Source organism: Nostoc cycadae WK-1 (assembly GCF_002897135.1).
In the GTDB taxonomy this organism is placed as follows: Bacteria; Cyanobacteriota; Cyanobacteriia; order Cyanobacteriales; family Nostocaceae; genus Nostoc_B.
Genome location: NZ_DF978423.1, coordinates 425,674 through 442,137, shown reverse-complemented (window position 1 = coordinate 442,137; position 16,464 = coordinate 425,674). Strand labels below are relative to the sequence as shown.

Below are 16,464 nucleotides of genomic sequence, written 5' to 3'. Positions count from 1 at the left end.
AGAAGTTCTGATTAAAAGATAGTTTATCGATGCCTGTTTAGTATAAATACATAAGTTTTATAAGTACTTATAATTCATAGTTCTAAATATAAAAAAGTGAATAATTTCACCAATATTAACTAGACGAACACATGGCAAATCTCTTATTAATAGATTCATGATTCAATTAGTGATAGAACGCCATGAAAAATTCATTGTTTCCTAATTTACTTACTGCAACAGCTTTAGTAGCTGGCTTGTGGGTATCTGCTGCACCAGCAAACGCCGTTAACATTCAAAGCAGAAATGAAGCGCCAGCTGATTTTAAAGATAATATCCAAGACTTCAAAGATTTTGTGGGCAAAGAATCTCGTTACTTATCTCCTGAGACAATTGGAGCGCAGAAAGTTGATTTATCTCAACTAACACTGAAATATGCTCACGATACTAAAGTCTTCTTTATTGGTGAAACTGCTGGTGGTTATCGCAACCGTTTAGATTTTAAAGCAACTTATGGTGATACAGTCACCACTGGAAAAATCTTTGGCGATACATCTTGTAGTACCAAAGATAGTGCTTTTCAAAATTTTAAAGATTTCTGTGCAAATCCTAACGATGCTTTAGCTAATAAAACCCAACAAGATAGCCCATTAAAAATTGGTGACTGGGTGAGCTTAGGTAAATTCCAAGCTGGTACTACACTTGATTTCTTATTGCACTCTAATGACATCAATGGAGGTATCTACGGAAAGAACCAACAAGGAACAACAGTTAAAGGTGTATTTGGGTTAAATGAAGCTACCAATCCAGATGGTTTACAACACGTAATGACTTATGTGTACAAGAACTTCTTAGTCTTGGGTTATGAAGACTTATGGGGAGGCGGCGACAAAGATTATAATGATGTCGTTTTTGCCATAGATATTGGTTCTAGAAATGCCCATGAATTAACAAAAGGTGTTAGTGTTCCAGAACCTTCTGCAACCTTAGCCTTGGCTGGTATAGGTGCAATTGGTTTACTCAAAACTCGTCGCCGTTCTCTAAAAAAAAGCTAACAGCTAGTAGCCTTTTGGATTGTTAACAACTTGATTAATAAGCTTTTGAGGCTTCAATTCATCACAACCATGTTTCCAATCGTTATAAGTTAATAACTTGACGCCTATATCAAGGGCGCATCTATCAATATCGATTTACAAGCTACAATTTCGCTACTCACTACTGTTTCAGAGTCAGTAAATAACCTTTCTGTTCTGAGTTATCAAAAGATACTGAATTTTCTGTGTACTTTTTCAAATATTTTCGTATCTGCCAGTATACAATTCAGGCGATCGCTTCATCAAAGAGAAAGCGATCGCTTCTTTTCATATAGATTAATAGCAGGGTAAACTCATCTAATTCGGTATAATTTAAGCTTGACAAATTAATTAAGATAAGGGTAAACAAAGATGTAAAAAACGCACTTGACTCAAGAGCAAGATCAATGAGATGACTTCAATGCTGTTGTGGAAAATTGCAGGAGTCAAGTTGATGTCACAAGGCTTTGAAAGTAAATCGGCTGATGCACTTCAAAATTCGCGTGGTCAGCGAAAGTCCAAAGAAATAGCAGACATCGGCAGTATTCAACAAAGTCTAGTGGAGCATTTTGGGGATATCAAAGATCCGAGAGTAGAGAGAACCAAAAAACATCAACTCCAAGACATCTTAGTAATTGCAGTTCTGGCAATCATTGCCGGAGCGCAAGGGTGGGAAGACATCGAAAATTATGGCATCAGCAAGCAACAATGGTTAGAAGAGTTTTTGGCGTTACCAAACGGTATTCCATCGGATGACACCTTTCGACGGGTATTTGAATTCATCGACCCAGAAGCATTAAATCGATGTTTTCTGCAATGGGTGGAAACCCTGGTGGGTTCGATGGGAGGAGAGATTATCCCCATAGATGGAAAGACAATTAGGGGTTCCTATGACCGGGCGTTGCTGATTGATGGGATGTTTTTTGTCTTACGCAAAGCCGCAAAGGCATAAAGAGCAAGAGTTTGAAAATTAGAATTTTATGATTTCATCCCGTATTTATGCAACGCCTATGACCGCAATCAGGGTCAATCAGCACTTCACGTCATTAGTGCCTGGGCAAGTGAACAACGTTTGGTATTGGCACAAGTGAAAGTCGAAGATAAATCCAATGAAATTACGGCGATTCCGGCATTATTGGAATTACTAGATATCACAGGCGCTATCATTGCTATTGATGCAATGGGGACACAAACCGAAATTGCCAAACAGATTGTTGCTAAGAAAGCTGATTATGTCCTAGCACTCAAAGCTAATCATCCCACTCTCCACTCTCAAGTCCAACAATGGTTTGAAACACACAAAGCCAACAATTTCCGAGGCGTTGATGTTAGTTATGACAAACGGATTGAGAAAGCTCATCATCGTCGGGAAATTCGTGAAGTTTGGAGTGTACCCGTAAGTGCGATTGGTCAGCTTTATCAACCCAAGGTTTGGGCAGGGTTGCAAAGCCTAGTAATGGTTGTGCTCGTCCGTCATCTTTGGAACCAGACTACTCGTGAAGTTCAGTTTTATCTGACTTCTTTACACAGCGATGCTCAATTCATTGGTCGAGCTATCCGCAAACACTGGGGCATTGAAAACGAGGCTCACTGGACTCTCGACTGTACTTTTTCCGAAGATGCTTGTCGTATTCGTTCTTTTCACAGTCCCGAGAATTTTGCTCTTTTAAGACGCTTTGCTCTCAATGCCCTTAACTGCGAAAAAACCTACAAACGTAGTCTTCGTCAAAAAATGAAACGCACCGCTATGGATAACAATTATATGATTCGGGTGCTCAGTTGTTGTTTCATTGACAATACATTAGGTTCTTCTAATTGCTTGTGTCAAGCCTAATTGAGACGCTCTTACTCTGAGATTAATAGTTGGCTATTTCAGGCACTATTGAGCCACAAGTATGTCATCCAAATTAACTGTTTTCAAGCTTACTTGTGAAAAATCTACATTACTGAGATCAGCTTTGAACAAAATGGTTTTCTTGAGACTGGTGTAGCTTAAATCTGCTTTGTTCAAGTTGGCTCCAGTGAGGTTTGCACCGTTGAGATTTGCTCCTGCTAGGTTAGCACCACTCAGGTTGGCGTAGCTCAAATCTGCACCACTTAAGTCTGCACCACTGAGGTCAGCATTGCATAAATCTGCTAAACGTAGGTCTGATTTCTGTAGAGACGCTTTATGTAAGTCTACGTTACTCAGATTGGCACGAATTAAGTTAGCAGCTTTTAAGTTTGTCCAAATTAGGTTCGCACCACTAAGATTAGTTCTCCACAGACATGATGCTGCCAAATTTGCAGCAATGAGGTTGGCTCCACTCAGGTTGGAATGAGAGAAGGTAACGTTTACCAAGCTGGCGCTATCCAAATTAATCCCAGCTAAACACACCTCACTAAGATTTACTGAATGCAGGCAAATCTGAGTGAAATTTCTCTCTCCTGTCTGATAGCGTCTGAGAAGTTCATCAGCATCCATACAGCCCGCCTTCCAAATGATCATTTATCTAACTTGATGTAGTTGAAATTGGTCAATAACTGTACACCTGAACCGACTTTGCAATTAAAGTCTGAGGCAAAATACTTGAGCGCATTTAATTACCCTCTGTAAAGAAATATAACAAAATCGTTACAAAACTACAATAAGTTCTCAGTTGTTGCTTGATAGTTCCTCTTTATATGAGAGATATAACAGTCCGATTTGATTTTTGAACAAATCTATGCAGGGGCAAACAGCCGTACTCCCGGTGGAGTACAAGCCTACGTCCCTACTAGTTAGTTCTCAGGATTGTTTATATTTCCGTCAAATTTCTTTAACGCAAACAGCGAATGGCGACTAATAGACCTCTAGCTTTATTTAGTGTCTCTTCATATTCTTTTTCGGGTTCAGAATCAGCTACCAAACCTGCACCAGCTTGAACACTAACAATGTTGTCTCGTAATACCATTGTGCGAATTGCGATCGCACTATTTAATTGTCCCTCAAAATCGTAATAGCCATACACGCCAGAATAAACCCCGCGGCGACTCGGTTCTAATTCGTTAATAATTTCCATTGCCCGAATTTTGGGTGCGCCGCTAACAGTCCCTGCGGGGAAGCAAGCTTTGAGTAAATCCCAAGCAGTTTTATTTGGGGCTAATTTACCTACCACATTACTCACGATGTGCATCACATGAGAGTAGCGCTCAACTACCATCAATTCATCAACTTGAACACTACCGCTTTGACAAACTCGCCCCAAATCATTTCGTCCTAAGTCAACTAGCATGACGTGTTCGGCAATTTCCTTGGGGTCTTGGAGTAAATCTTCGGCAAAGGCCGCATCTGTTTTGGTGGTTTTACCTCGTGGACGTGTGCCTGCAATGGGGCGGACTGTGGCGATAATGCCCTCATCTGGGTCACGTTCGGCTTTCACCATAACTTCGGGACTGGAGCCAATAATTTGCCAATCTTGGAAGTGGAAATAAGCCATGTAAGGCGAAGGATTAATTTGCCGCAGCGAACGGTAAAGGGCAAAAGGGTCGCCTGTGTATTCTGTAGAGAGTCGCTGGGAAATAACAACTTGGAAGATATCACCTGCTTTGATGTAGTCTTTGGCCTTTTGGACGCTGGCGCAGAATTCTGGGCGGGTGAAGTTGCTGGTGTACTCTAATTCGGTGTTTTCTGCTTTTTGATTACCGGGAGGTGTCCATTCCAGGATTGTTTTTTGCGGCGACACTGGTAGAGACAACTTACTGACCAAATTAGTAACGCGATCGCAGGCTGTTTGATACGCTGCTTGTAAATCTACGTTCGGGTCACGTAAATCAGAATATGCAATCGCCCAAATTTTCCGCTTTACTTGGTCAAAAATAATTAATTGGTCTACCTGCATCCATAAACCATCGGGGATATTGCGCTCATCTTGGGGATGGACGGGGACACGCGGTTCAATCCAGCGAATCAATTCATAACCCCAAAACCCAAATAATCCTCCAATTCCTGGCGGTAATTGGGGTAACTTGATGGGCTGATAAGGCTCAAGACATTGGGCTAAAGCCGTAAACGGATCACCAGCAAACACAACTTGCGAACCATCTCGGTGTGTTTGGGTTGTTGTTTCTCCTCTTGCTTCTAACACCCACAACGGATCGCAACCGACAAAACTATAGCGTCCGATTTTTTCACCGCCTTCCACCGATTCCAACAAAAAGCTGTAGGGCTGTCCAGCACAAACTTTGTACCATGCAGAGACTGGTGTATCTAAATCTGCTACCCATTCTTGATACACCGGGACAAAGTTACCTTGCGAAGCTAATTGAGAAAAATCAGAGAAATCGGGAAAAATCATAAACTGTTATGGAATGGACGATTGGGGACTGGGCAGGATAAAGATTTCCGCATCAAGGCTAAGGCATAAAATTAATTTCATGCTTTACACTTCACACTTTATACTTTTTCTTACCCAGTCCCTGAATTTACCTATGTTCTAGGCATCGTAGGTTTGTTTACCGCTGAACTTGAGTGCTGAGGGGCTGGGGTTTTGGCCAATGCGACGGGGTACGTGACGTACTTTCTCACGGCCTGGGTTAACTTTTTCAGGGAAGACACCATCTGCTGGGTGAATGAAGGTGGTTTCTCCATTAGGCAAAATCCGGTAGATTTTGTAGTCTGTGATTTTGAACTTGCGGAGTTGACCGCCCAAAGCAATGCCGTATTCTTTACGAGCCAAGTAAAGCAAGTTTTCGCCTTGGTTCATAGTAGCAGCGCCACCTGTAGGTAATTCAAATACCTGTGCCTTGGGGCTAGTCCAAGTGATAGCGTACTTTTCTTCCTCTTTTGCTTTGGTGAGCAAGCCGCCAGTACTACCAGCGAACAGTGGGGTTTTTCCAGAAAGTGTTTCTGCCATAGAGCATTCTCTCAAGGTTTTTAGGGCATCGTAACACCGCCATTACGATCATATTGCGATCGCGTCATAGTCTGTAACAGTTGTTTGTCATTCGTCATTGGTTATTTGTTATTTTTCATAACTATTGACAAATGACTATTGACAAATGACTATTTACTCTTCATCTTTGTCCGCTTCTCTTCCTGGCTACCCAAAACAATGGGAATAGTGAAATGAAACTGGCTACCTTGGTCTTTACCTTTAGACTCTGCCCAAATTTCACCACCCCAACCATTGACAATTTGCCGACAAATAGCTAGACCCAAACCTGTGCCGCCAGTGGTACGCCGTAACGCCCCTTCTTCTTGATAAAAGCGGTCAAATACTACTTCCAAACGATTTGGCTCAATACCACGCCCTGTATCCGCCACAGTGACTTCCAGCATCTGATTGTCGTTTTGGATGGCATAAAGGGAAATTTCCCCCTCAGATGGCGTAAATTTGCAGGCGTTGTCGATGAGTTTTGCCAATACTTCCACTAGCCAATCACCATCAGCTTTGACTAAGGGCAGGTTATCGGGAATTTCTGCCTTGATTTTGGGAGGATTTTCCATTGTAGGGCGGGTACGAATGCGGCTGAGTGCTAAATCCACACACTCTTGTAAAGTGAGTGATTCGGGGTGCCATTCCACACGGCCGCTTTCTAAGTTAGATAGAGTAAGAAAATCCTGGACTAGTTTCCGCATCCGTTCGGAATCGGTCAGGGCTGTATTTAACATTACCTGCTGTAATTCCAAGGGCATATCCGGCTCGCTGGCGAGGCTTTCTAAGCATACTTGAATGGTAGATAAGGGGGTACGCAGTTCATGTCCGGTAATAGCGATTAAGTTACTGCGGGTACGATCAAGGGCTTCTAGTTGTTGGTTGAGTTCTTCGAGGTTGGCGTAGGCTTCGGCTTGAATTAAGGCGGCTCCGATTTGCGTGGCGATCGCTTTGACCAAATCAAATTCCCCTGGTTGCCACTGATGGGGTGGTACACTGCAATAGTGTAATTCAACGATCCCTAGCAGTCGTCCTTGAGATAACACTGGTTCCATCAACCAAGAACGAATACTAAATTTTTTGGCAATTAAGGAAAGGGCTGTGGAAGTACTGATCCGCAAGTCGTTCAGGGTGTCAGCTACACAAACGCCCTCACCTTGCTGCACAACTTCCTGAAATAACAGATTATTATCTAAATCCCAGGTTTGCCCATACACAGATAAAACGTCAGCCGTCAAAAATTCATGTTCAATTGTGGCTTGGGCTTCTGTAGCTTGAGCGCGGTAAATTAAACAACGACTTGCCCCTAAGTGTTGCCCTAATTCTTGGGCAGCGATTTGCAATACTTCATGGGGATCAAGCGATCGCCGAATAGCCGTACTAATAGAATTAATTAAACGTTCTTTGCGGGCTTGGGCAATAATTGAGCGATAAGCTTTGTGCAATTTATACTGACTAGCTTGCAAATAAGTTACCAATCGCTGCACAAATGGGTCTGTATCGATATCACAAGCAAATTCGGGTTGTCCGATTTGCGAATAAGTTCTTGGCTCCCCAATCCCAAATCGTTGGCGTGCCTCCTTAATTTTTTTTGCTAAATCTGGTCGATAAACTATAATCCTGTCTAATAACAATTGTGCAGCTTTAATGCTGACTCCTCTCTCCGATGTCCAAACTCCCTCAAACCTGCGTGCTGTATCTATATCGAGACCTGAACTAAACTCTGGTACTTGTTGATTTTTGGCAATGGAACCCAGGCTTTCTCGACATACCAAGCAAGTAGCATAATTATCAGCAATCACTACTAAGTGCCACTCTTGAGTTAAAGCATCATCCGGTTCAAAGGCAACTTTTTCATAGTATTCTGAGCTATTGGCAAAGTCCGTTTCTGGTGCAGATAAAACGTATATTTGATTACTGCGTTGCGCCAGTCTTTGATAGCGATGAGCTTCTTGGCGATAAAAGCGCTCTCGTTGAAAGCTGGCAATTACCAAAGGCCTGTCTAAAGTTGCCGCCAAAACTTGATCTTCCATCGCGTGGGAGAGGGCGGTTAGTGAAGCTTTGAAATATAGCTGGGGCCGTAGGTAAGGAATGAACTGTAGCAGATCACTCAGCACGGAAGTCGAAATGCTCATGAATATTGTTTAAGGAGCCACTTTCACAGAAAAAATCCACGTCACAGCTGCATTGTACAAATTACAATGAACTCTCAAACTAGACCAGACCTTGCATTATGTAAAGAATCCTAAACAGCGCTGTTAAAAGGTAGTCGCAGCAATTTGTTTTCACTCCACGTTGCTAAAAGTCAAAACACTTTTTTTGTGTATTTTTCAGCTTTTACTCTTCAGATGGCAAGTTACTCTGCCTAACTGTCGGAGGAGTGTCTGTAGTTTTCTTGACAAATATCCCGGTCTAGAATAAAGGCAAGACCAATAACGGTTATCAATTCCGTGGGCATCTTAGCGTAGTTAGGCACGGACGTGGCATAGCCATACACTAAAGATGCTGTGGTCTTCACTGAAATGTTGTTTCTTGATCTACATTTTGCCCATTGGGATGATTTAAATCCTCAGCTACTACGCTCAATATACATTCTCGGTCAGATCTGCTCTTTCGTTAACTGAAAGTTTATCAAAACAGAAATCAGGAGTGGTATGGGCGAACGGACATACCCTGCGGGAAGGCAAAGTCTACGCTCTTACAAAATCCAAAATTGACTTTTGTGTTAATACGCCCAATAAATCTACATATTTAGTTTTGTTTCAACAGTAGCGTGTCTTTTTCCCCAGATATTGATTCTGTACGGCCGTTGGCTCAAGTTTGCCCACGGGACTGGCTCTGCCTGAGTTCTGAGTTCTGTATTCCTCTTCAATTGTGTAGCTTGGTCTTCAAAATAGAAGAAACAGCGAGTAAAGCGAGAGTATATACCAGGGTTGATTTAATATCAGTAAAAATCCTTTATTATCAGCCTTGACTTTCACCCAAGACAATATAAATTTATAAAGATTTGTTATGTAAATTTTGTCTCATAAGTTTTCCATAACGTCTTTTTTCCATTTCTGAGCAGTATCTTTTTGCTTGGATTTTACTGCTGTTGAATTCATCAAAGTTACTCTAATTACGACAACATAGCCCTGTATACGGAATTTTGGCTGATGACACCGGATTTGCTAATCACCCAAGAAAAAATTTCATTAGACGGAAAGACTTTTATTCCAGCAGAACAGTTACCTATGCCAGAGTGGCCTCGTGTTGTGAGTGAAAGACCACAACCAACGCTGACGGTAAAAGATGATGATTTATTCCTAGTTACAGATACGATAGGGAACATTTCTGGCTGTTCTCTCAATGAAGGCAACCCAAGTATGGGATTGTTTTGTTGTGATACGCGATTTCTCAACCGTTTGGAATTGCAAATTGAAGGGCGATCGCCTATACTCCTGGGCAGCACTGCGGAAAAAGGATTTTCTCTTTCTGTTTTGTGTACTAACCCCAGAATTGACGATCGCCTCAAAGCTGATAACATCGGTATTCGCCGTGAAATTGTCCTCAATGGCGCACTATTTGAAGAAATCGAAATATCAAACTACAGCACCACTACTGTCAGTTTTGAACTCAGTATTAGCTTTGACGCAGATTTTGTCGATTTGTTTGAAGTGCGCGGTTATGGCCGAGATAATCGAGGTAAACTTCTCCGTTTAGTAGAACCCAAACCCGAAGATGGAACCACCTGGAATGGTGATAGTGGTGGTTCTGTATCACTTCATGCTGAGACCCACAAAGCCGAATTCTTAACATTAGCCTATCAAGGTCTGGATGGCTTAGTGATGGAGTCTCGTATCCAATTCCAGCATCGCCTACCAGATTACTTTAAAGGTTACACGGCCGTATGGCAGTTAGAGTTAGCAACTCATGAAACTCTCAAAATCGGCTACCGCATCAATTTATTAACTAACAATACCTCTAGTTCTACTGTCAGTGCTGCTTTTACCCTAGGACAGGCCAAAGCCGCAGAATTGATGGAAGAACAAAATTGGGTGCAACAAATTACCCGCATTAGTTCAGATAAAAGTATCCTCAATCACATTATTGACCGCGCGGAACAAGATATGTACTTATTACGCCAGTCCTTTGGCAAGTACAAGACTGTTTCTGCTGGTGTACCTTGGTTTTCAACGTTGTTTGGTCGAGATTCCATCATTACGGCTTCCCAAACATTAATATTAAACTCGCAAATTGCTAAAGAAACCTTGCTGCTACTGGCAGCATACCAAGGTAAAACTGAAGATGAATGGCGCGAAGAAGAACCAGGCAAGATTCTCCACGAATTACGTTTGGGGGAAATGGCTCGTTGCCAAGAAATTCCCCATACACCTTACTACGGTACAGTTGATGCGACACCTTTATGGTTGATGCTGTATGGAGAATACTACATTTGGACTCATGACCACGAAACCTTAGAACAGCTTTGGCCAAATGCTATAGCTGCAATGGACTGGATTGATTTTCATCTGCAAGCAACTGGCTATCTTAGCTACTATCGTAAATCTAAACGTGGTTTAACGAATCAAGGTTGGAAAGATTCAGGTGATTGTATTGTTGATCGTAAGGGAGATTTGGCTAATGGGTCAATTGCCTTGTGTGAAGTCCAAGCTTACGTTTATTCTGCTAAGATTCGCCTAGCTGAAATTGCCAGAATGAAGAAGCGGCTTGATTTAGCAGACCGTTGGCAAGAAGAAGCCAGAAATCTCAAGATGCGTTTTAATCGTGACTTTTGGATAGAAGACCAAGATTTCTGCGCTTTGGCTTTGGATGGTGAAGGTAAACAGGTCGATAGTGTTACATCTAACCCCGGTCATTGTTTACAATTAGGCATCTTTACCCCAGAAAAAGCTTACAGTGTGGCCGAAAGGTTACGCGCACCTGATATGTTTAATGGTTGGGGGATTCGGACTTTAAGCAGTTTATCGCCTGCGTATAATCCGATGGGTTATCACATTGGTTCGGTGTGGCCTCATGATAACTCTTTGATTGCGATGGGTTTGCGATCGCTTGGTTTAATCGATCAAGCCTTGGAACTTTTTCAAGGCATCTTCGACATGACGAGTCAGCAGCCATACCAACGTCCACCAGAACTTTTTTGCGGCTACGAACGCAATGGCGACAATGCTCCTGTACAATATCCTGTTGCTTGTACACCCCAAGCTTGGGCTACTGGTAGCGTATTCCAACTACTGCAAATGATCGTCAATTTAGTACCAGACGCACAAAATAACTGCTTACGAATTATCGACCCCGCTTTACCAGAGTCGATTAATCAGCTGTCATTTCACAATTTGCGCGTTGGCACGACAATTCTAGATTTAGAATTTGAGCGTTCTGGTAATACTACGGCTTGCCGCGTAGCTAAAAAACGTGGCAATCTCCGGGTAGTTATCGAAGCGTAATCTTTAATAATCAAGTATCAATGATGAAGTATAAAATCTTTCTTCTTAGAGACTTTATACTTTATCTACTATTTTTCGTGATTTTCACTCTTGTGTCCGGGAGAAGCTTCGTAAATAGCATCTAGCTGTTGTCTAGCATCTTCAACGTTAATTGAGCGCATAACTAACAGTGGTTCTTTAATAATATTGCCAGCGCTATCTAACAATTCTGGATGGGGAACTGATTTTTTGGCAGAAAGATAACCTTGATTCCCCATTGCAGAAGATCTGACTGGATAATTTCGTTCTCGGTCAAAACTAAACATGACTAGATTGCGAATTAAATTAGCAACCGCGATACAAGCAAGAATCGTAAAAGCAAGAATGTAGAGTAGGTGCAACATAATATGGTTTTCCTCCAGGAGCAGCAAGTTTAAAAACCTTATACTGAAAAGCTTCGCTGATGCTAGGAATCTCAGCGGGTGTAAATGTTTAACGCACTTTTGGTGAGTTTATTATTGATTAATATTGGAAAAATTTATCAAAGGCTATTCAATTTACGGTAGCATAGGATACATTATTTGTTAATAAAAAATTTATTAAGGATTATATAGTATCTATGCGAATCTCGTCATATATCGCTAGAGGCAATTAGTCACTACACTTTAATTTTCTTTTTCTTGGTGGAAACGCATTGCTACCTTCCAGCATTCCGTAACCAATTGATGCCAAGGCATTAAAGTTGTCATATCAATTCCGACTTGTTGATTAGTGGCAGTAAATAGCATTTTTGCTGTATTTAATTCTGCTTGTGCTTGCTTGACTCGTAACAGCAGGTCAGATTGTTCTTGGTGACTCATAAATGAGAGTTGCTCAGTTTCTAAAAGGTTGCGCGATCGCGTAAACCAATATTGAAAGTCTTGTAACAAAGGCTCTAATACAGTTTTTAGCAACTCAGTCCCTGGTAAATTTGAGTCTTGCATAGATCTGAAGGATACTTCTATTTTTCTAATTAATATTAACGTTTTTTACAAAACTTAATATTATTGTATGCTATGTCTTTAGAAAAAAAGTTAAATAAATCTGTCGTTGTAGTTACAAAATTTAAATTTTAACAATCAAGACATAATACCTTTACCCTGAAAAGTTAAGGCTAAAGACTGTAGACAAAAGAAAATGCTATCTGCAAGCTAAGATCAAGTTTCATACTTCAGACTTCAGAGAATGCTAGAGTGCATCCAGTGCAGCTAAAAGTCTGTCAAGCTGAAAGATGACCAGATGTTATATTTGGGTAAGTTTTTCGGCACTTTAACTAATAAATTACTTTTTGCAATCACTTCGCCAATGGTTCAGCAGCCAATGTCGCCTAATCAAGATATACATCAAGCAGAACAACCAGAAAAAATTAAGCTACCCCGTACTAGCGAATCAGAGAATTTAAAAAAGATTCGCCACACAACTTCTCATGTGATGGCAATGGCAGTGCAGAAGCTGTTTCCCAAGGCGCAAGTTACAATCGGCCCCTGGATAGAAAATGGATTTTACTACGACTTCGACAGTCCAGAGCCATTTACTGACAAAGACTTGAAAGCCATCCAAAAAGAGATGGCGAAGATTATCAATCGCAAATTGCCAGTAACTAGAGAAGAAGTCAGCCGGGAAGAAGCCGAACGCCGCATTAAGGAAATTAACGAGCCTTATAAATTAGAAATTCTGGCAGATTTGAAAGAACCCATTACTATTTATCACTTAGGTGATCAATGGTGGGATTTGTGCGCCGGGCCTCATGTGGAAAATACTCAAGATTTGAACCCCAAAGCCATTGATTTAGAAAGCGTTGCGGGTGCTTATTGGCGTGGGGATGAAACCAAAGCACAGTTACAGCGTATTTACGGTACTGCTTGGGAAACTCCCGAACAACTAGCTGAATATAAACGTCGCAAAGAAGAAGCACTGCGTCGTGACCACCGCAAACTCGGCAAAGAACTCGGATTATTTATCTTTTCAGACCAAGTGGGGCCAGGTTTACCCTTGTGGACTCCCAAGGGTACTGTATTGCGGAGTGTTTTAGAAGACTTCCTGAAGCAGGAGCAACTTAAACGCGGTTATTTACCTGTAGTGACTCCCCACATTGCCAGAGTTGATTTATTTAAAACTTCTGGCCACTGGCAAAAGTATAAAGAAGATATGTTTCCCTTGATGGCAGAAGATGAAGCCGCCGCTGCACTTGAGCAAGGCTTTGTTATGAAGCCGATGAACTGTCCCTTCCACATCCAAATATATAAGAGCGAGTTGCGTTCTTATCGGGAACTACCGATGCGCTTGGCAGAATTCGGTACTGTCTACCGCTACGAACAGTCAGGGGAATTAGGCGGTTTAACTAGAGTGCGCGGCTTTACTGTGGATGACTCCCACTTGTTTGTCACTCCAGAACAGTTAGACGCAGAATTCCTCAATGTAGTGGATTTGATTTTATCGGTATTCAAGAGTCTGCAATTGAAGAACTTCAAAGCTAGACTCAGTTTCCGCGACCCAGCTAGTGATAAATATATCGGTTCCGATGAAGCTTGGGAAAAAGCTCAAGGTGCGATTCGCCGCGCTGTGGAACAGCTAGGAATGGATCATTTTGAAGGTATTGGCGAAGCGGCATTTTACGGGCCGAAGCTTGACTTTATCTTCCAAGATGCGTTGGAAAGAGAATGGCAACTGGGAACAGTGCAAGTTGACTACAACTTACCAGAGCGCTTTGATTTAGAGTACGTCGCTGAAGATGGTTCGCGCAAACGTCCAGTAATGATTCACCGCGCACCTTTCGGTTCCTTAGAACGGCTGATTGGCATATTAATTGAAGAGTATGCAGGTGATTTCCCCTTGTGGTTAGCACCTGTGCAGATTCGCTTGCTATCTGTGAGTGATGCACAGCTAGATTTTGCGAAAGCTGTAGTAGCGAAAATGCTGACTTTGGGTATCCGTGCCGAAGTTGACACCAGTGGCGATCGCTTGGGTAAATTAATCCGCAACGCCGAGAAAGATAAAATACCAGTAATGGCAGTGGTAGGTGCAAAAGAAGTTGAAACCAACTCTTTAAGCATTCGTACCCGCGCTTCTGGGGAGTTAGGTGCAATTTCTGTAGATGAAGTGGTGCAGAAATTGAAAGATGCGATCGCTAACTTCGATAACTTCTAGTAATTACAAGCCTGGGTAACACCCAGGCTTGGAAACAAAACTGTAGTCATTAAAAGGTGATTCGCTCAATTTATAACTATAGCGATCGCGCCCAGTAAGCTATATATAAGTTATGCTGCAAATTAAGAATAAAATCATCATCCCCGATAGCGAACTCGAAATTAGCGCGATTCGTTCTCAAGGAGCAGGTGGTCAAAACGTCAACAAGGTTGCTACAGCTATCCACTTACGCTTTGACATTGAAGCTTCATCACTACCCGCTTTCTATAAACAGCAACTTCTCAAACTAAACGACCGACGCATAACTCAAGATGGAGTTGTTGTCATCAAGGCGCAAGAACACCGTAGCCAAGAGCAAAACAGGGAAGAAGCTTTACAACGACTCAAGCAACTCATACTAAGTGCAGTCGTATTGCCCCAAATACGCAAACCAACCAAACCTACTCGCAATTCTCAAAAAAAACGTCTTGACAGTAAAACTAAGCACGGACAAATTAAATCCATGAGAAGGCAGATTATTGATTAAAATCTGATGTTACCAAAGAAGCTACAATCTAGCATTCCGATGATTGCAGCGTTTTTAGGTAAATCATTCATTAAATTGTGGTTTCATTTTAATGTGATCACTTGGGTAAATTAATCCGCAACGCTGAGAAAGAATAATTGGTAATTTAGTGTATAGAAATTGACGATATTACTTAAGTAAGGCTAAAGTAGCGATCGCAAATCTTTGGCAGACAAAATAATGGATTTTTCTCGTCTGGAATACATCAAGAATATAAGTAATGATGATAAAAAATGGGCATATGATTACTACAAGGTTGGAGGTTACTACCACTTAAACTTTAAACAGGGTACAGGAGTAGAAAACCATGCCTTACACTTACCGAAAGGCGCATTAATCATCCTGTCCCAAAACCCATTCGCTCAAGAGCGGTACTTAACCCATATAGTTGAACTTGTTAATGAAGGAAGTGAAGATAAGCCCCAATGGGACAAATCAGATACCTGGAGTATTTTTAGATGGGTGAAGGTTCATTGGGTAGCTGATTTCAACAATCTTAATAATATTCCGTTTGATAGAAAAACACTGCAAGCAGATTGGGGTTGGTTTGATACGAAAGCAAAATTACTAACTAGTCCAAACCTGATGTCTCGCTGGGGAAACATAGAAAATTTGAGAACGCATTTACAAGCAGTTTTTGAAAAATAGTTAAACAGAGGGATGTTTCAGTTGCTTGAGAGATATTGCAACCTAAGTATAACTAAGGTATAACCGTAAATATAGGCGATTATTGTCAAAAATCCTATGAAAACTGCTATTTCACTACCCGATTCAGTTTTTGCAGAAGCAGAAGCACTGGCTAAAGAGTTAGGCTTATCACGCAGTGAACTTTATACAAAAGCGTTGCAAGCGTATCTGCAAAAGCACAACCGGAATCAAATTCTGAACAAGCTGAACCAAGTTTATTCTCAAGAATCTGCTGAACTAGATTCAGTGTTGGCACAGATGCAATTTATGTCGCTGCCTCAAGAGGATTGGTAATGTATCGGGGTGAAATTTGGTGGGCGAACCTACCTGATCCTGTTGCTTCTGAGCCTGGTTATCGTCGTCCTGTTTTGATAATTCAAGATGATACATTTAATCAAAGCCGGATCAGTACAGTCATAGTTGCTGTTATTACCTCCAATCTTCAATTGGCAGCAGCCCCAGGAAATGTATTTTTATCGCGTGAAGCATCAGGCTTACCCAGAGATTCTGTTGTTAATGTATCTCAACTCTTGACTATTGATAAAAGCTTTTTGGTTGAGCAAGTTGGAGCATTAACAGACTACTTGCAAGAGGAAGTAGACGAAGGACTAAGAGCAATTTTATACCTCTAGCAGCCCTAGCCATTAAACTGT

13 protein-coding genes and 1 pseudogene are annotated in these 16,464 nt (G+C 41.6%); 8 read left to right on the top strand and 6 right to left on the bottom strand.

The features are described 5' to 3' along the window. The first annotated feature begins 182 nt into the window (after window positions 1–182). Both NCWK1_RS06160 and NCWK1_RS30580 read left to right on the top strand, forming a co-directional pair. Window positions 183–1,034 (top strand): DUF4114 domain-containing protein, encoded by an 852-nt coding sequence (locus NCWK1_RS06160; RefSeq protein WP_103124096.1) that lies wholly within the window; start codon window positions 183–185, stop codon window positions 1,032–1,034. 544 nt (window positions 1,035–1,578) lie between these two features. Further along, a pseudogene (locus NCWK1_RS30580) lies at window positions 1,579–2,886 on the top strand (ISAs1 family transposase); the annotation flags it as partial. A 45-nt stretch (window positions 2,887–2,931) separates the two neighbouring features. Here NCWK1_RS30580 and NCWK1_RS06145 read toward each other — a convergent pair. The 4 genes from NCWK1_RS06145 to NCWK1_RS06130 all read right to left on the bottom strand — a co-directional run bounded on the left by NCWK1_RS06145 (window position 2,932) and on the right by NCWK1_RS06130 (window position 8,082). Then, complete coding sequence (locus NCWK1_RS06145; protein ID WP_245894838.1) at window positions 2,932–3,540, bottom strand: pentapeptide repeat-containing protein; 609 nt, start codon at window positions 3,538–3,540, stop codon at window positions 2,932–2,934. Between the two features lie 310 nt (window positions 3,541–3,850). Then, on the bottom strand, window positions 3,851–5,368 hold the full coding sequence (gene trpE, locus NCWK1_RS06140; RefSeq protein WP_096581187.1) for an anthranilate synthase component I: 1,518 nt from the start codon (window positions 5,366–5,368) through the stop codon (window positions 3,851–3,853). Between the two features lie 138 nt (window positions 5,369–5,506). Further along, window positions 5,507–5,926 carry a photosystem I reaction center subunit II PsaD gene (locus NCWK1_RS06135; RefSeq protein WP_096581185.1) on the bottom strand — a complete coding sequence of 140 codons (420 nt, stop codon included), beginning with the start codon at window positions 5,924–5,926 and terminating at the stop codon, window positions 5,507–5,509. Window positions 5,927–6,075: 149 nt separating this feature from the next. Next, window positions 6,076–8,082, bottom strand: coding sequence for a DICT sensory domain-containing protein (locus NCWK1_RS06130; protein WP_103124094.1), 2,007 nt, complete (start codon window positions 8,080–8,082; stop codon window positions 6,076–6,078). Between the two features lie 1,020 nt (window positions 8,083–9,102). On the opposite strand from NCWK1_RS06130, the gene NCWK1_RS06125 reads away from it, so the two are divergent. Further along, a complete protein-coding gene (locus NCWK1_RS06125) occupies window positions 9,103–11,394 on the top strand; it encodes an amylo-alpha-1,6-glucosidase (RefSeq protein WP_096581181.1) in 2,292 nt (763 codons plus the stop codon). 68 nt (window positions 11,395–11,462) lie between these two features. Here the strand turns inward: NCWK1_RS06125 and NCWK1_RS06120 are convergent, their stop codons facing one another. Next, a complete protein-coding gene (locus NCWK1_RS06120) occupies window positions 11,463–11,777 on the bottom strand; it encodes a DUF2973 domain-containing protein (protein ID WP_103124093.1) in 315 nt (104 codons plus the stop codon). A gap of 261 nt (window positions 11,778–12,038) precedes the next feature. Beyond that, window positions 12,039–12,356: a DUF2605 domain-containing protein gene (locus tag NCWK1_RS06115; RefSeq protein WP_096581177.1), complete on the bottom strand. Its 318-nt coding sequence runs from the start codon at window positions 12,354–12,356 to the stop codon at window positions 12,039–12,041. Window positions 12,357–12,717: 361 nt separating this feature from the next. Here NCWK1_RS06115 and thrS point away from each other — a divergent pair, with 361 nt between their 5' ends. The 5 genes from thrS (at window position 12,718) to NCWK1_RS06090 (ending at window position 16,443) form a co-directional block, all read left to right on the top strand. Further along, on the top strand, window positions 12,718–14,559 hold the full coding sequence (gene thrS / locus NCWK1_RS06110; RefSeq protein WP_103124140.1) for a threonine--tRNA ligase: 1,842 nt from the start codon (window positions 12,718–12,720) through the stop codon (window positions 14,557–14,559). Window positions 14,560–14,671: 112 nt separating this feature from the next. Next, window positions 14,672–15,085 carry an alternative ribosome rescue aminoacyl-tRNA hydrolase ArfB gene (arfB, locus tag NCWK1_RS06105; protein ID WP_103124092.1) on the top strand — a complete coding sequence of 138 codons (414 nt, stop codon included), beginning with the start codon at window positions 14,672–14,674 and terminating at the stop codon, window positions 15,083–15,085. Between the two features lie 219 nt (window positions 15,086–15,304). Then, the gene (locus NCWK1_RS06100; protein ID WP_103124091.1) at window positions 15,305–15,772 is read left to right on the top strand and encodes a hypothetical protein; all 468 of its coding nucleotides are present in this window, start codon (window positions 15,305–15,307) and stop codon (window positions 15,770–15,772) included. A 96-nt stretch (window positions 15,773–15,868) separates the two neighbouring features. Next, window positions 15,869–16,105: a hypothetical protein gene (locus tag NCWK1_RS06095; RefSeq protein WP_103124090.1), complete on the top strand. Its 237-nt coding sequence runs from the start codon at window positions 15,869–15,871 to the stop codon at window positions 16,103–16,105. Continuing rightward, window positions 16,105–16,443: a type II toxin-antitoxin system PemK/MazF family toxin gene (locus NCWK1_RS06090; RefSeq protein WP_281259085.1), complete on the top strand. Its 339-nt coding sequence runs from the start codon at window positions 16,105–16,107 to the stop codon at window positions 16,441–16,443. The genes NCWK1_RS06095 and NCWK1_RS06090 overlap by 1 nt, the downstream gene beginning before the upstream one ends. The last annotated feature ends 21 nt before the right edge of the window (window positions 16,444–16,464 follow it).

Excerpts from the sequence above, each read along its gene's own strand:
- thrS (WP_103124140.1), top strand. The coding sequence starts at position 12,718 with ATGGTTCAGCAGCCAATGTCGCCTAATCAAGATATACATCAAGCAGAA.
- NCWK1_RS06145 (WP_245894838.1), bottom strand. The coding sequence starts at position 3,540 with ATGATCATTTGGAAGGCGGGCTGTATGGATGCTGATGAACTTCTCAGA.
- trpE (WP_096581187.1), bottom strand. The coding sequence starts at position 5,368 with ATGATTTTTCCCGATTTCTCTGATTTTTCTCAATTAGCTTCGCAAGGT.
- NCWK1_RS06135 (WP_096581185.1), bottom strand. The coding sequence starts at position 5,926 with ATGGCAGAAACACTTTCTGGAAAAACCCCACTGTTCGCTGGTAGTACT.
- NCWK1_RS06130 (WP_103124094.1), bottom strand. The coding sequence starts at position 8,082 with ATGAGCATTTCGACTTCCGTGCTGAGTGATCTGCTACAGTTCATTCCT.
- NCWK1_RS06090 (WP_281259085.1), top strand. The coding sequence starts at position 16,105 with ATGTATCGGGGTGAAATTTGGTGGGCGAACCTACCTGATCCTGTTGCT.
- arfB (WP_103124092.1), top strand. The coding sequence starts at position 14,672 with ATGCTGCAAATTAAGAATAAAATCATCATCCCCGATAGCGAACTCGAA.
- NCWK1_RS06160 (WP_103124096.1), top strand. The coding sequence starts at position 183 with ATGAAAAATTCATTGTTTCCTAATTTACTTACTGCAACAGCTTTAGTA.
- NCWK1_RS06120 (WP_103124093.1), bottom strand. The coding sequence starts at position 11,777 with ATGTTGCACCTACTCTACATTCTTGCTTTTACGATTCTTGCTTGTATC.
- NCWK1_RS06100 (WP_103124091.1), top strand. The coding sequence starts at position 15,305 with ATGGATTTTTCTCGTCTGGAATACATCAAGAATATAAGTAATGATGAT.
- NCWK1_RS06125 (WP_096581181.1), top strand. The coding sequence starts at position 9,103 with ATGACACCGGATTTGCTAATCACCCAAGAAAAAATTTCATTAGACGGA.
- NCWK1_RS06115 (WP_096581177.1), bottom strand. The coding sequence starts at position 12,356 with ATGCAAGACTCAAATTTACCAGGGACTGAGTTGCTAAAAACTGTATTA.
- NCWK1_RS06095 (WP_103124090.1), top strand. The coding sequence starts at position 15,869 with ATGAAAACTGCTATTTCACTACCCGATTCAGTTTTTGCAGAAGCAGAA.